At 71.4% G+C, this 14331-nt stretch carries 13 protein-coding genes; 6 read left to right on the top strand and 7 right to left on the bottom strand.

The genetic code is table 11. The features are described 5' to 3' along the window. The coding region (gene cydD, locus VGX25_RS00430) for a thiol reductant ABC exporter subunit CydD (protein WP_326915467.1) at window positions 1-2464 on the bottom strand (2464 nt) is incomplete at its 3' end. Between the two features lie 77 nt (window positions 2465-2541). Then, window positions 2542-2958 (bottom strand): pyridoxamine 5'-phosphate oxidase family protein, encoded by a 417-nt coding sequence (locus VGX25_RS00435; protein ID WP_326915468.1) that lies wholly within the window; start codon window positions 2956-2958, stop codon window positions 2542-2544. Window positions 2959-3322: 364 nt separating this feature from the next. On the opposite strand from VGX25_RS00435, the gene VGX25_RS00440 reads away from it, so the two are divergent. From VGX25_RS00440 to VGX25_RS00450, 3 genes are all read left to right on the top strand, one after another. After that, a complete protein-coding gene (locus VGX25_RS00440) occupies window positions 3323-3628 on the top strand; it encodes a DUF4342 domain-containing protein (protein ID WP_326915469.1) in 306 nt (101 codons plus the stop codon). Between the two features lie 141 nt (window positions 3629-3769). Next, the gene (locus VGX25_RS00445; RefSeq protein WP_326915470.1) at window positions 3770-4342 is read left to right on the top strand and encodes a hypothetical protein; all 573 of its coding nucleotides are present in this window, start codon (window positions 3770-3772) and stop codon (window positions 4340-4342) included. Between the two features lie 102 nt (window positions 4343-4444). Continuing rightward, on the top strand, window positions 4445-6187 hold the full coding sequence (locus VGX25_RS00450; protein WP_326915471.1) for a GAF domain-containing protein: 1743 nt from the start codon (window positions 4445-4447) through the stop codon (window positions 6185-6187). A gap of 253 nt (window positions 6188-6440) precedes the next feature. On the opposite strand, the gene VGX25_RS00455 is transcribed toward VGX25_RS00450, so the two are convergent. Beyond that, on the bottom strand, window positions 6441-7055 hold the full coding sequence (locus VGX25_RS00455) for a helix-turn-helix domain-containing protein (protein ID WP_326915472.1): 615 nt from the start codon (window positions 7053-7055) through the stop codon (window positions 6441-6443). Window positions 7056-7130: 75 nt separating this feature from the next. Between VGX25_RS00455 and cysD the strand changes: the two genes are divergently transcribed. The 3 genes from cysD to VGX25_RS00470 all read left to right on the top strand — a co-directional run bounded on the left by cysD (window position 7131) and on the right by VGX25_RS00470 (window position 10850). Beyond that, window positions 7131-8033: a sulfate adenylyltransferase subunit CysD gene (gene cysD, locus VGX25_RS00460; protein ID WP_326915473.1), complete on the top strand. Its 903-nt coding sequence runs from the start codon at window positions 7131-7133 to the stop codon at window positions 8031-8033. 139 nt (window positions 8034-8172) lie between these two features. Beyond that, window positions 8173-9990, top strand: coding sequence for an adenylyl-sulfate kinase (cysC, locus tag VGX25_RS00465; protein ID WP_326915497.1), 1818 nt, complete (start codon window positions 8173-8175; stop codon window positions 9988-9990). A 14-nt stretch (window positions 9991-10004) separates the two neighbouring features. Further along, window positions 10005-10850, top strand: a complete 846-nt coding sequence (locus tag VGX25_RS00470) for a TIGR03619 family F420-dependent LLM class oxidoreductase (protein ID WP_326915474.1) — start codon at window positions 10005-10007, stop codon at window positions 10848-10850. Here the strand turns inward: VGX25_RS00470 and VGX25_RS00475 are convergent. From VGX25_RS00475 to VGX25_RS00490, 4 genes are read right to left on the bottom strand one after another with little or no spacing between them, the layout of a single operon-like run. After that, window positions 10834-11292 (bottom strand): SRPBCC domain-containing protein, encoded by a 459-nt coding sequence (locus VGX25_RS00475; protein WP_326915475.1) that lies wholly within the window; start codon window positions 11290-11292, stop codon window positions 10834-10836. The two genes, VGX25_RS00470 and VGX25_RS00475, sit on opposite strands and share 17 nt — an antisense overlap. Further along, the gene (locus tag VGX25_RS00480; RefSeq protein WP_326915476.1) at window positions 11289-12071 is read right to left on the bottom strand and encodes an SDR family oxidoreductase; all 783 of its coding nucleotides are present in this window, start codon (window positions 12069-12071) and stop codon (window positions 11289-11291) included. Before VGX25_RS00480 ends, VGX25_RS00475 begins: the two co-directional genes overlap by 4 nt. Continuing rightward, window positions 12068-13207: a sulfotransferase gene (locus VGX25_RS00485; RefSeq protein WP_326915477.1), complete on the bottom strand. Its 1140-nt coding sequence runs from the start codon at window positions 13205-13207 to the stop codon at window positions 12068-12070. Before VGX25_RS00485 ends, VGX25_RS00480 begins: the two co-directional genes overlap by 4 nt. Next, on the bottom strand, window positions 13204-14262 hold the full coding sequence (locus VGX25_RS00490) for a DUF1214 domain-containing protein (RefSeq protein WP_326915478.1): 1059 nt from the start codon (window positions 14260-14262) through the stop codon (window positions 13204-13206). The genes VGX25_RS00485 and VGX25_RS00490 overlap by 4 nt, the downstream gene beginning before the upstream one ends. Between the last annotated feature and the right edge of the window lie 69 nt (window positions 14263-14331).

A 14331-nucleotide genomic window follows, 5' to 3' on the forward strand; every position in this document is an offset into this window, starting at 1 on the left:
CGATCAGATCGGGCGCCGCGCCGAGTAGCTCGACGGCGCACACCGCGACCTCGGCCCGCAGCACCGCGGTCCGCCGCTCGGCCGTGCGCGCCGCGACCACGGACAGCCCCGGCGCCACCACCCCGGCGCCGACCAGTCCCATTGCGACGGCCAGCCCCGCCTCCGGTAGCAGCACACCGATTCCGATCGCCGTCCCCACGCCGACCACTCCCGCCGAGACGGCCGGAACGAGCCCGCGCACCAGCACATCCTGCTGAGTATCCACATCGGACACCAGCCGGTTGAGCAGGTCCCCGCGCCGCATCCGTCCGGTCACCGCCTGCCCGATCCGCACCAGCGCGGTCCACACCCGCACCCGCAGCTCGGCAAGCGCCCGCAACGCGACATCGTGCGACAGCAGCCGCTCGGCATACCGCAGCACCCCCTTGGCGAGCCCGAACGTCCGCACCGCCACGATCGCCACCATCAGCGTGAGCACCGGCGGATGCAGCGCCGCCGCCGAGATCAGCCACGCCGACGTCGCCGTCAGCGCCACCCCGCTGCCCAGCGCCGCCGCCCCCGCGACACAGGCCACCGCCAATCGAGTCCAATATGGACGCACCGCTTCCCGCAGCCACCCCCACACCGCTCCCCACCCGAGATCGCCGGCATCCCCCAGATCACCAACCCGCCCAAGATCATCCGCGCGCCCGAGATCATCTCCGCGCTCAAGATCGTTTGCGCGTCCTACCCCTACCCAACCCCCACCGCTCCCGGGGGGCGACCCCTGGTCCATCGTACCGGGAGGGGGTGACGGAACGGGGGATGTGGATCTTGCCTGGGGATAACCGGGTGCTTGTGGACAAGTGGGGCCGGGGAGGTGGATCACCTGGTCGCAGAGCTCGAGCACGCGTTCCCGGTGGGTGATGATGACCGCGGTTCGGCCGGCGAGCAGGGTCGGGAGGCGGTCGAGAATCTGGGCTTCGGTGTCGGCGTCGACTCCCTCGGTGGGCTCGTCGAGCAGGAGCAGCGGGCGGTCCAGGAGCACGGCTCGGGCCAGGGCGACCCGGCGCCGCTGGCCGGTGGACAGGCCGGCGCCGAGCTCGCCGACGACCGTCCCGAGTGGAATGTCGAGGGCGGCGGTGGATGCGGCGGCGGCGACCTCCTCCTCGCTCGCGTCGGGTTTGCCGAGGCGGATGTTGTCGGCGACCGTGCCGGCGAGCAGCCGGGGATGTTGCGGCACCCAGGCGATCCGGGCCTGCCAGGCGGCCCGGTCGAGGTCGGCGAGGTCGACGTCGCCGACCAGGATCCGCCCGGCGGCCGGACGGTACCAGCCGAGCAGCAGGTCCAGCAGCGTCGACTTGCCCGCGCCGCTGGGGCCGGTGAGGCCGACGACCGTTCCTGGTCGGATGCGCAGCGAGACGTCGTCGAGCACGGGGCCGGACCGGCCAGGAACCGTGATCTCCTGTAGCCGCAACGCAACCCGGGACGGGTCGGGCGCCGGGATCCGCCGGTCCACCCGGTCAGGCAGCGGCTCGTCGAGCAGTGCCAGGATCTCTTCGGCGGCGGCCACGCCTTCGGCGCTGTCGTGGAAGCGGGCGCCGACCGCACGCAGGGGCAGGTAGACCTCGGGCGCGAGGATCAGCACAACGAGGGCGGTGTGCAGGTTCAGACCACCGGAGACCAGGCGCAGGCCGACGGACACGGCGATCAGCGCTACCGACAGGGTGGCCAGCAGCTCCAGCACCAGTGCGGAAAGGAACGCCACCCGGAGCGTCCGCATGGTACGGACCCGGTACCGGTTGGTGATCTCGGCGAGCGTCCGCCGCTGCGCCCGCGCGCGGCCGTACGCGGTGAGCACCGCGAGGCCGGCCACCAGGTCCAGGAAGTGGTTGCCCAGCACCGACATGGTCCGCCACTGGCGCCGGACGCTGTGCCGGGTGTACAGGCCGATCAGGATCATGAACAGCGGGATCAGCGGCACGGTGATCCCGACGATCACCGCGGCCAGCCAGTCGGCGAGCAGGATCCGCGCGGCGACCATGGCCGGCACCACCGCGGCGATCAGCAGCTGTGGCAGGTAGCGGGCGAAGTAGCCGTCCAACCGGTCCACGCCCCTGGTGGCCAGCGTGGCCAGCTCGGCGGGGGAGCGGCCGGGGTCGCGCCGCGGCCCGGCGGCCAGCGCGTGCCCCACCACCGCGGCGCGCAACTCGGTCAGCACGCCGGCCGACGCTCGGTGCGCCGCGGTCTCCGAGACCCAGGAGACCGCGGCGTGGGCCAGGACGACGAGGCCGAGCAGTCCAATGGGAACGGCCAGAGTGGACAGTCCGGCGGCGTCGAGGAAGGCGCCGGAGATGGCCGTGGCCAGCACCTCGGCCTGGGCCAGCACGAGCGCGGCGGTGAGCACGCCCAGCGCCGCGCAGCCGAGCACGAACACGCGCGCGGTTCGGGCGTGCCGCAGCAGCCGGGGGTCCAGGGGTCTCACCGCCGACCCCGATCACGTGCGCCCATGGGATCAGCATCGTGCACGCGCGCGAGTCCCGGCAGGGCGCGGGGTCCCGGTTACCCGGGACCTTGGTCCGTGGTCAGCCGGTAGCCGGTCACCAGCTCAGGCTGGATCCGGATGATCTCGTCGCGCTGCCCGTTGACCCACGGGCGCAGCAATTCCTGGTACCGCGCAACGTCGCGCGGATCGTGCACCTGCCGCGCGATCCCGGTGAGTGTCACGCTCCAGCCGACATGCGTCACCGGGTCGATCTCGTCGACCTGGTACGCCACCACCACCCCGACCGCGTCTCCGGTGGCGGCCCCCAGGTGCGTGCGGACGATGACCGCGTCCCCGTCGACGATGTGGTTGATCGGCCGAATTGCCGGCAGCGCCTGAGCGGTGAACACGATCCGGCCGAACGAGGCGCACCCGAGTAGGCGGAGCGACTCGTGCGTCGTCAGCTCCACCAATCGGCGCGGCGCGCTGTCCACGTCGACCTCCTACGCTCGCCTCCCAGCGTCGCCCCCGACCGGGGCAGCGAACAGGGCCAAACTCACCGATCACTAAGGACTTTGGGCTCTGGTGCGCGAGGGTCGACGTGGCGATTGCCCACTGACCAGCCCGGAGGCCGGACCGCTCCCGCACAATGAGAACCGGTCGCGGAGCCCTGCGCGCGACCCGGCCTTCGTCCGACCTCCGGCTGATCCACCGGGGGTTGCCACGGCAGTCCAAGGATCTCTTGCACCGGGGATACTTACCAGAGTCCTTGGACCCGGAACCAGCGCGCCCGATCGGGCTAAACCGCTGGGCAGAGTGCCTTTAGGGACCACTTAAGACATACGAAGGAGACGCCACATGACCACCGATCCCGCCGACGCGCGCAGGACCGTCCGGCTCCGCGGGCAGGCACTCATCGACAAGGTCAAGGAACTCATTCACGAGGGGAACGTGCGCCGGCTCGTCATCAAGAACGACGAGGGGCACACCGTCATGGAAATCCCGGTCACCGCCGGTGTGATCGCCGCGGTCGCCGCGCCGGTTGTCACCGCTGTCGCCGCGATCGCCGCGCTGGCCAAGGAGTGGTCGATCGAAGTCGAGCACCGGGAGCCGCCCGAGGAGCCGGCCGAGCCGACCGTCATCGACCAGAACCCCGAATCTTGATCCTTATCGGGATTGTTCCGGAATGGGCGTTCGAAATAGTCGAGCGACCACCGTCCCCGCCAGGGACCAAAGACCCTGACTTCCGCACGGTCCGCTCGCCAGGGTGTGAGGGACGAACTCCACCATGGCAAGGGCAACTGAATGAGCATGCTGGCACGCTGCAAACGATTGTGGACCCGGGGCGCATTCATCCGGCCACCGGACCGGGTCGAGCGCGCACTCGTCCTGAGCGTGCTGATCGTCGCGCTGGCATTGGTCCCGGTCGCGTTGACCGCGGCCTCCGACGCCTACGCCGCAAGGGCGAGCGTGGCGCAGGCCCAGGCCCAGCAGCGGCACGCCACCGTCGCGACCCTCGTCCGGGACGCGCCGCAGGCGCGGCCGGGCAGCGGGTTGACCCATACCGCGGTGGTGCCCGCGCGATGGACGGCCGGCGGGGTGATCCGGACCGGGGAGGTTCGCGCCGACGCCGGGCTTCGGGCCGGCGCCGAGGTGCCGATCTGGCTGGATGAGACCGGAAACCCGACGGACCGGCCGGCCACGGTCGCGGGCGCGGCCATGGCGGGCTTCGTGGTGGCGCTGCTGGTGTGGTTGACCGGGGCGGCGCTGTGTGCAGTCGTTTGCATCCTCGGGGTTCTCGCCGTGAACCGGTGGCGGCGCGCGACCTGGACACGGGAGTGGGCGCGGGTGGAGCCGCAGTGGAGCCGGCGCTGGTGACGGGGCGATACCACTGGGGTAGAAGTGCTCTTTGTCGTGCCCACCACCCCATGCGAAGCTGGAAACCGCGGAAGGACCGCGTTGACGGGCGACGAGGTTGGGATGCCGGAGGAACTGCCACCAACCATCAGGTCCAAACGAGCCGGCCTGACCCTGGCCGGCCTGCGGCTCGATGAGCTGCTCGGCGAGGTTCAGGATCGGCTCGCCGAGATCGTCAAGACCAGGGACCGGCTCCAGGGCCTGCTGGACGCCGTGCTGGCCGTCGGCGCGGGGCTGGAGCTCGAGGGGACCCTGCAGCGGATCATCCAGACCGCCGTTCAGCTCGTCGACGCCCGGTACGGCGCGCTCGGCGTGCTGAGCGAGGACGGGGGCCTTGCGAAGTTCGTCTACGTCGGCATCGACGCCGAGACCCGGTCCAGGATGGGACATCTTCCGCAGGGAAAGGGCCTGCTGGGGCTGCTGATCGAGCATCCGGAGCCGATCCGGCTGCCCGACCTTGCCACGCACCCGGCGAGCGTCGGTTTTCCGCCCAACCACCCGCCGATGCGCAGCTTCCTCGGGGCGCCGGTTCGGGTGCGCGACGAGGTGTTCGGCAACCTCTACCTGACCGAGAAGCGGGCCGAGGCCGAGTTCACCGCCGACGACGAGGTCGTTCTGCAGGCCCTGGCCGCGGCCGCCGGAGTGGCGGTGGAGAACGCCCGGCTGTTCGAGGAGTCGCGGCTGCGGGAGCGCTGGCAGCAGGCGTCCGGTGAGGTCAACGCCCTGCTGCTGGGCGGCGCGACCGGCGACGAGGCCATGCGGCTGATCGTCGAGCGGGTCCGCGAGCTGTCTACATCGGACAGTGCGGTCATTCTCCTGGTCGACCGGGGCATGCCCGATCAACTCGTGGTGCGGGTCGCGGCCGGCGATCGCGGCGAGGACCTGATCGGCTCGGTCATCGGCGCGTCGGAGCCGGCGATCGCGGAGGTGATCGCCACCGGCACGCCGACGCTCATCCCGGACCTTTCGCACGTGATGCCCGACGGATTCGGTGTGGCGAGCGGGGTTTACGGGCCGGCGCTGGCCGTGCCGCTCGGCGCGGCGCATCTGGTCAGCGGCGTGGTGCTGGCCATGCGGCACAAGGGCGGCGCGCAGTTCGCGCAGGAGCAGGTGCCGGTGCTGGCCTCGTTCGCCGACCAGACCGCGCTGGCCATGGAGCTGGCCGACAAGCAGCGCACCCAGCGCCAGCTCGACCTGCTCGCCGATCGGGACCGGATCGCCGGTGACCTGCACGATCACGTGATTCAACGGCTCTTCGCGACCGGGATGAGCCTGCAGGGCGGCGTGCGCCGGATCACCGACCCGGAGGCCCGGCGCCGGGTCACCCGCGCGGTGGAGCAGCTCGACGAGACCGTGCGGGAGATCCGCACCTCGATCTTCGACCTGCACACCCGCGAGGAGGACCGCGCGCTGAGCCTGCGGAGAAGGCTCCTGGACACGGTCGCGGAGCTGTCCGCCGACGTCGCGGTGTCGCCGTCGGTGCGGATCTCCGGCGCGGTCGACACGCTGGTCGGCGACGCGGTCGGCGGACACGCCGTGGCCGTGCTCCGCGAGGCGGTCAGCAACTCCGTGCGGCACGCGCGGGCCACCGAGATCATCGTCACCGTCGAGGCGACCGATCACCTGATCATCGACGTGGCGGACAACGGCATCGGCATGCCGGACGGCGTCGCGCGCAGCGGTCTGCTCGGCATCGAGCGCCGGGCAGAGCAGTGCGGCGGCACCGCCACGATCACCACGGGATCGTCCGGCGGCACCCGCCTCACCTGGCGCGTGCCTTTGACCGTTCCGCCTCTCCGGGATTAACCGCTGTTGTTGCGTTCCAGCCGATGGTGCGGTTGGCGGGTTGATTGTGGCTGGGTGCCGTCACGGTCCCCTGAGGTTCCGTTGGCAGGCACGAGGCGATGTGATCCGTCAGATGTGCCCCAGTTATTTCAGAGGCCGGGCGCCGAGCGCGTCGGCGCCGACCTCCACCGTGATCTCGATCGTGTCGCATCCTCCGGGCCCGTCCCAGGGCCGGACGGGCAAGCCCGATAGGGCCTAAAGACCCGTGCAATACCTAGGGGCGCATCAGGATGCTGCGCTCGATCGCGGTCGTGGCGAACTCGACGAGCCGCTCGGGCGACACCCGGGTCTGCGTGGACGCGCCGTGCAGCAGGTCGTCGGCCACACCGATCAGCGCGTCCCAGACCCAGTGGGGGAGCGCGGGATCCTCGATGACCGACGTCCCGGCGGCGGCCGCGGTCTCGCGCACCGCCCGGTCCAGCGCGCGCAGGGTGCGGCGGAACACCGTGGTCGAGGTGACCGCGCGCTTGCCCCGCCGCCCGCCGGCGAGCACCTTGGACTGCCACTGCTGCGCGGACCGGCCGAACAGCCGCCACAGCTCGGTCACCTGCGGCAGCACCGAGCTGAGCAGTCCCGGGATCCCCAGGCCGCGGTCCAGCTCGTCGAGCGTGCTGGCCAGGGCCTCGAGCCGGGCGGCCATGAGCGCGACGAACACGTCCTCCTTGCCGCCGAAGTACTGGTACACGGTGCCCGAGCTGACCCCGGCGCCCTCGGCGATGGCCCGCATGGTCAGCCCGGCGTAGCCCGCGTCGGTGAGCAGCTTCTCGGCCGAGCGCAGGATGTCCCTTCGCCGCCCGTCGGCGTCGCCCCACGCGGTCGTCGTCTCCACGGCGTCACCCTACCGCATACTGAACAACGTTCAGAACATATTGAACGTTGTCCAATTTACCGTTATGGTTCCTTCATGGCGACGCTCACGCATCTCGACCTGCTGGAGGCGGAGAGCATCGACATCCTGCGCGAGGCGGTCGCCGAAAGCGAGCGCCCGGTGCTGCTGTACTCCATCGGCAAGGACAGCTCGGTGCTGCTCCACCTGGCCCGCAAGGCGTTCCACCCGTCGCCGCCGCCGTTTCCACTGTTGCATGTGGACACCACGTGGAAGTTCCGGGAGATGATCGCGTTCCGGGACGCCACGGCGGCGCGGCTCGGGCTGGAGCTGATCGTGCACCGCAACCCGGAATGCCTTGCGCTTGGCATCAACCCGTTCGACCACGGTTCGGCCCGGCACACCGACATGTGGAAGACCCAGGGCCTGCGCCAGGCGCTCGACAAGCACCGCTTCGACGTCGCGATCGGCGGCGCCCGGCGCGACGAGGAGCGGTCAAGGGCCAAGGAGCGGGTGTTCTCGTTCCGCACCGCGCAGCACCGCTGGGATCCGCGCAACCAGCGGCCCGAGCTGTGGCGGCTGTACAACACCCGGATCGGGCCGGGGGAGAGCATCCGGGTGTTCCCGCTGTCCAACTGGACCGAGCTGGACGTGTGGCGGTACATCCACCGCGAGGCGATCCCGGTGGTGCCGCTGTACTTCGCCGCGGAGCGCCCGGTGGTGGAGCGCGACGGCGCCCTGATCATGGTCGACGACGAGCGTATGCGGCTGCGGCCCGGCGAGCGGCCGCAACGGTTGCCGGTCCGGTTCCGCACGCTGGGCTGCTACCCGCTCACCGGCGCCATCCGCAGCACGGCGGCGACCGTGCCGGAGATCATCGACGAGATGCTGGCCGCGACCACCTCGGAGCGGCAGGGCCGGGTGATCGACCACGACCAGTCCGGCTCGATGGAGCGCAAGAAGCAGGAGGGCTACTTCTGATGGCCGGGAAGGTGTCACGATGACGTCGCGGCAACCAAGGCGACCACCGGGCGCGCTTCGGCCGGAGGCCCGCGATCGCGGGGGCAGGGCACCCGCCGGCAGCGAGGCGAGACCGAGTGCCAACCGCCCTGCCGGAGCGATTGCGGCGCGCGCGGAGCCGCGTAAGAACTGCGGCCTGTTGCGCTTCATCACCTGCGGCAGCGTCGATGACGGCAAGAGCACGCTGATCGGCCGGTTGCTCTACGAGTCCCGGCAGCTGTACTCCGACCAGCTCGCCGCGCTGGAGCGGGATTCCCGGCGGGTCGGCGGCCTGGACTTCGCGCTGCTGGTGGACGGCCTGGCCGCCGAGCGGGAGCAGGGCATCACGATCGACGTCGCCTACCGCTTCTTCGCCACCGCCGCCCGGAAGTTCGTGGTGGCCGACACCCCGGGCCACGAGCAGTACACCAGGAACATGGTCACCGGAGCGTCCACAGCGGACGCCGCGGTGATCCTCGTCGACGCCCGCAAGGGAGTGCTGCGCCAGACCCGCCGGCACAGCCGGCTGGTGTCGCTGCTCGGCATCCGCGCGGTCGCACTGGCGGTGAACAAGCTCGACCTGGTCGGCTACTCCCGGCGGGTGTTCGACGACATCGCGGCGGAGTACCGGGGGTTCGCCGCCACGCTCGGCCTCGACGACCTTGCGTGCATCCCGGTGTCGGCGCTCGACGGGTCCAATGTGGTCACCCGAAGCGAGCGGACCCCGTGGTACGACGGGCCGTCGCTGCTCGGCTGGCTGGAGTCGGCCGAGGTGGACGACCGCCGCGCGGCCGGTCCGTTCCGGATGGTCGTGCAGTGGGTCAACCGGCCGGGCCCCGAGTTTCGCGGGTTCTCCGGGCGGATCCTCGGTGGTGTGGTGCGGCCGGGCGATCCGGTCCGGGTGCTGCCCGGCGGCCAGGAGAGCCGGGTCGCCCGGATCGTCACGTTCGACGGCGACCTGGCCGAGGCCGTCGCCGGCCAGTCGGTGACCGTCGTGCTGGCCGACGAGCTCGACGTCGCGCGCGGTGCCATCCTGGCAGCCGCCGCGGATCCGCCCGCGGTGGCCGAGGAGTTCGAGGCGCACGTCATCTGGATGAGCGAGCGGGATCTGCTGCCCGGCCGGTCCTACCTGGCCAAGATCGGCGCGCGGACGGTCGGCGTCACCGTGAACCGGGCGTTGCGGCTCAACGAGATCGGCCTCGCCACCGTCGGGTTCGACGCCCCGGTCGCGTTCGAGCCGTACCGGGTGAACCGGGACCTCGGCGGGTTCCTGGTGATCGACCGGCTGACCAACGCCACGGTCGGCGCCGGGCTGCTCGACACCGCCAAGCCCCGCTCGACCAACGTCCGCTGGCAGGCGCTGACCGTCGACAAGCGCATGCGGGCCGCGCTCAACGGACACCGCGGCTGCGTCGTGTGGTTCACCGGGCTGTCCGGGGCCGGCAAGTCCACGATCGCCAACCTGGTCGAGCAGGAGCTGCACCGCGACGGCCGGCACACGTTCATCCTCGACGGCGACAACGTGCGGCACGGGCTCAACCGGGACCTCGGCTTCACCGACGCCGACCGGGTGGAGAACGTCCGGCGGGTGGCCGAGGTGGCCGGGCTCATGGTGCAGGCCGGGCTGATCGTGCTGGTGGCGTTCATCTCCCCGTTCGCCGCCGAGCGGGCGCTGGCCAGAAGCATCGTCGCGGACGGGGAGTTCTGCGAGGTGCATGTGGACACTCCGCTCGAGGTGGCCGAGCGGCGGGACGTCAAGGGCCTCTACGCCAAGGCCCGGCGCGGCGAGCTGCCCCACTTCACCGGGATCGACTCGCCCTACGAGCGGCCGGAGAGCCCGGAGCTGCGCATCGACACGACCGTGCTCACCCCGGACGAGGCCGCGGCCGCGGTCATCGGCCGGCTGCGGGATATGGGGGTGCTCGCCGTACCGAATTGATGTTGAATGGCCGGGTGGCGGACGGACTGAAGCTGGCGCTGTACGGGCTGCACCGGGGCAGCAGCGCCGAACCGGAGACGCTGGCGCGTCGGGCAAGGGCGGCCGAGGAAGCCGGGTTCGAGGCGCTGTGGGTCGGCGACCACATCGCGATGCCGGTCGGGGGTGATCCGCCCGACCAGCCCCGGCTCGAGGCCGTCGTCGCCGTGGCCCACCTGGCCGCGCTGACCACCCGGATCCGGCTCGGTTTCGGCGTCATCGTGCTGCCGCAGCGCCAGCCGGTGCTGCTGGCCAAGCAGCTGTCGTCGATCGACTTCCTGTCCGGCGGGCGGCTGACCGTCGGCGTCGGCGTCGGCTGGATCGAGCCGGAGCTGCGGGCGATGGGCGTGTCGCCGGCGGAGCGGGCCGCCCGCACCGACGAGTACCTGGCCGCGATGCGGGCGCTGTGGGACGAGCCGGTGCCGTCGTTCGACGGGACGTTCGTCTCGTTCGACGGCGTGCTCCAGCGACCGCGCCCGGTGCAGCGGCCGCACCCGCCGATCATCGTCGGCGGGCACGTGCCGGCCGCCTACCGCCGCGCCGTGCGCAGCGGAAACGGTTGGTACGGCTGGGATCTCGACGTCGAAGCGGCCGCGGCCGCGGTGGCCGAGCTGCGCGCCGCCCAGCAGCGCTACGACCGGCCGGCCGAGCTGGGCGAGCTGGAGATCACGATCACCCCGCCGGACCTGGTGGACGTCGCCACCGCGCGCCGCTACGCCGAGGCCGGGGTGCACCGGCTGGTGTTCCAACCGCACACGATGGACGGCACCGCCATGGACGAGCTGATCGACACGGTGGCCGGCACGCTCATCGGGCGGGTCTGAGCAGCTCCGCGCGGGCCTTGAGGGCGTTGGCGACGGCGTCGAAGCCGGCCTTGATCCAGGCTCCGTTCGTGTCGTACACGAGCCGGGCGTGCTTGCCGGACAACGTGTCCGTCGTGCGGTAGCGGCACCGGTCCGGCCCGAGCGGTTCGATCCACTGGTCGCGCACGGCGAAGATGCCGGGCAGCTCGTCACCGGTGTCGTAGCGCAGGTGGTGCGGCGGGTCGACGATCCGGATGTACTCGCGGTTGACGAACGTGCCCGCGGAACCGTCCGGGTTGGGCAGCGTGAGGTCCACCGGGTCGCCGACGGCCAGCGTGGTGTGTACCGCGACGGTGTACGGATTCCACTGTGGATAGTTCGGATAGTCGACCAGCACGTCCCACACGAACGCGGCCGGTGCGGAGATCTCCACCGGGACGGAGGAGATGACGATCTCGGTCATGTCGGCATGAACTCCCCTCCGTTGACGTCCAGCACCGCGCCGGTCACCTCGGATGCCAGGCGGGACAGCAGGAACAGGATCGCGCCCGCGCAGGCCTCGTCGGTCGGGATGCGGCCGAGCGGGTTGCGCGCGGCGATCTCGTCGTACACGTCGCGCTCGGTCACGCCGCGCTGCTCGGCGGTCATGCGTAGGTAGAACCGCACGCCGGGCCCGTCCAGCCAGCCGAGCACGGCCTGGTTGACCCGGATTCCGTGCTCGCCCAGCTCCAGCGCCAAGTACCGGCTGGCACACGACATCGCCGCCTTCGCCACCGCGTAGCCGCCCTCGCCGCGCTTGGGCTTGCGCGCGGCCATGGTGCCCACGTTGACGATCGACCCGCGCCCGCCGGACCGCATGTGCGGCACGACTTCCCTGATCATCGCCAGCGTCCCGTGCAGGATGATCTCCAGCGAGCGGCGCAGCCCCTTGTCGGGGGTCTCCAGCAGGTCGAAGAAGCCCGGGTGCGAGTAGGCGGAGTTGACCAGGCCGGTGATCGTGCCGAACCGGTCGACCGCGGTCCGGACCACGCCCGCGACGTCCTCGGCCCGGCGCACGTCGCACACCACGCCGACGGCTTGTCCGCCCGCGGCAGCGATGTCGTTCTCCACCCGCTCCAGCACGCCGGTGGAGCGCGCCGCCATGACCACCTTCGCGCCCTCGGCCGCGGCCCGGACGGCCAGCCGGGCGCCCAGGCCCGGCCCTACCCCGGCGATGATCACGACCTCGTCCGAAAGGATCACAGGTAATCCTTGATGTAGAAGGAGAAATCCCGCTCCAGCTGCGCGGCGGACAACCCGAAGTCCTCCGGTGCATAGGAGTGCGTGCCGTGCCGCTCGGCCCGGTTGCGCACCAGGTACCGCTGGAACGCCAGCTCGTCGGCGCCGCCGGGGACCAGCCCGAGCGCGCAGAGCACCTTCAGCGCCTGGGCCGGCGGGTCGTGCAGCATCGCGTCGAACCGCACGTCCACGAACCGGTCCGGGCGCTGCCGCCGCACCGAGTCGAAGGCGCGCAACGTCTCGGCGAACCGCACGCTCCAGTACCGTCCGATCGCGACCGGATCCACGTGCTCGCTGTACTGGGCGGACATCGAGGCGACCATGGAGGCGTACGACGGCACCGCGCGCACCGGCGACCGGTGCGTCATCACGATCCTGCACCCGGCGAAGGTGTCCAGCACCGTGCCGGCCGCGGTCAGGTGGTGCGGCGACTTGAGCACCCAGCGCCTCCCGGCGCGGGACGGGTCCTGCCACCGCAGCACCTGCAGCCACTCGCGCAGCTCGCGGTAGGCCGGGGTCTGGTCGGCCGCGCGCAGGTACGCGCCGTACGAGGGCACCCGGTAGAACGACTCGAAGCTCATCGACAGGAACGAGCGGTCGACCAGGATGACGTCCTCCTCGGCGTCGTCCCAGGAGATCGTGTGGATGTCGCCGAACCCGGGGGACAGCTCGAGGAACAGCCGCGCCCGCTCCCGCGCGCGGTGCTTGCGCTCGGCCGCGTCCGGACCCTCGCCGGGGAACGGGATCGGGTACGAGGTCTCCCAGGACAGCGTCGAGGTCAGCTGCGGGGACGCGGCGAGCAGCCGGTGCAGCAGGGTCGAACCGGTGCGCGGCAGGCCGCAGATCTCCGCCGCCACGCGGACGTCGAGGTCGCGGATCTGCGGGTGCGCCCGCTGCAGCGCGCGCAGCCGCAGCCGGTCGGCGAGCAGCGCGACGAGCCGGCGGCGGGTCAGCTCCAGCCCGGTGGGGGACAGGCGGGCCTCGGTGTCGAGGGCGTGCACCAGGTGTCGAAGCGGTTCGACGAACCACTCGTCGCCGAACTCGGCCAGCCCGGTCTTGGTCTTCGCCGCGTCCAGCAGCTCGTCCACGCGCAGGTTCACAACGGCACCACCCGGCAGCTCGGGATCGGGTGGGTGGTCGCGCCGAGCCAGCGCAGCAGGGCGGTGCCGCTGGTGTGGCCGGCGGTGTCGATCCAGTTGCCCCAGCCGGGATCCCGCTCGGCCACGACGATGGTCACCGTGCCGTCGTCGTTGCGCCCGGCGGTGTGCTTGTTGACGCTGATCCGGTGGGCGTGGTCGAGCGACTCCATCCACCAGTTGTCCAGCTGGAAGTTCCAGTAAGGACAGTCCGGCACCTCGGTCTCGATCACCCAGGCCTGCCCGGGATCCAGCGTCCAGTAGCCATGCAGGTAGAAGATCTCCGGATCGCCGCCGGCCCGCTGGAACATCTCCTGGCCGAAGTCGGGCAGCTCGTTGGGCCTGGTCATGAACAGCTCGGTCCACCCGGCGAACGTGGCGGCCGTGCCGTGCACGGCCATGGCCGCCCGGCGCAGCGCCTTGACCATGAACTCCGGGTCGAGCGGCCCGGGCGCGGCGGGGCCGCCCACCCGCTCGATGCGCCACTCGCCCGGCTCCTCGCTCGTACGGTCCAAATAGGACTGACGGACGACGAGGCTGGTGGAGTCGGGGGCGAGCGGCAGCCAGTTCTTGGCGTGCGGGGTCGCGCTGGCGATGATCTCCACGGCGCCGTCCGGCCCGACGACGAGGTCGGCGTCGGTGAGCTCGCCGGTGGAGGCCATGGTGCCGTCGGTGGCGTACCGGTTGGCCTTCGAGCCGATGCTGAAGTAGGCGATCGTGCCGCGCCGCCCGGTGATCCGGTAGGTCCGGTCACCGCGGACCGTGGCCGTGAGGTACACGTTGTCCGGGTTGTCCGCGCCGATCTTCACCAGGTCCAGCCCGCGCAGCCGCGGGAAGTCGGGGTCGGCGTTCTCCACCGTGGCGTAGAGCATCTCGCGCAGCAGCCGGGTCAGGTAGCGGTACCCCTCGGCGCGGTCCAGCGGCGTCGCCGGGGCCGTTTCGCGCAACACGACCTCGCCGGCCCGTTCAAGGGCCCGGCAGAAGTCCGCCCACACCTGCCCGCTGAGCAGCGCGTCCACCGGGTCCTCCTCCCGTTGTATAGAACACGTTCTACCAGACGGCCGCTATTTTGGACAATGTTCAGAATG

The sequence above is a fragment of the Actinophytocola sp. genome, assembly GCF_035942955.1.
Lineage (GTDB): Bacteria > Actinomycetota > Actinomycetes > Mycobacteriales > Pseudonocardiaceae > DASYTH01.

Bases quoted from the DNA above. Each gene is read 5' to 3' on its own strand.
- VGX25_RS00440 (WP_326915469.1), top strand. From the start codon at position 3,323: ATGACCACCGATCCCGCCGACGCGCGCAGGACCGTCCGGCTCCGCGGG.
- VGX25_RS00445 (WP_326915470.1), top strand. From the start codon at position 3,770: ATGAGCATGCTGGCACGCTGCAAACGATTGTGGACCCGGGGCGCATTC.
- VGX25_RS00450 (WP_326915471.1), top strand. From the start codon at position 4,445: ATGCCGGAGGAACTGCCACCAACCATCAGGTCCAAACGAGCCGGCCTG.
- cysD (WP_326915473.1), top strand. From the start codon at position 7,131: ATGGCGACGCTCACGCATCTCGACCTGCTGGAGGCGGAGAGCATCGAC.
- VGX25_RS00475 (WP_326915475.1), bottom strand. From the start codon at position 11,292: ATGACCGAGATCGTCATCTCCTCCGTCCCGGTGGAGATCTCCGCACCG.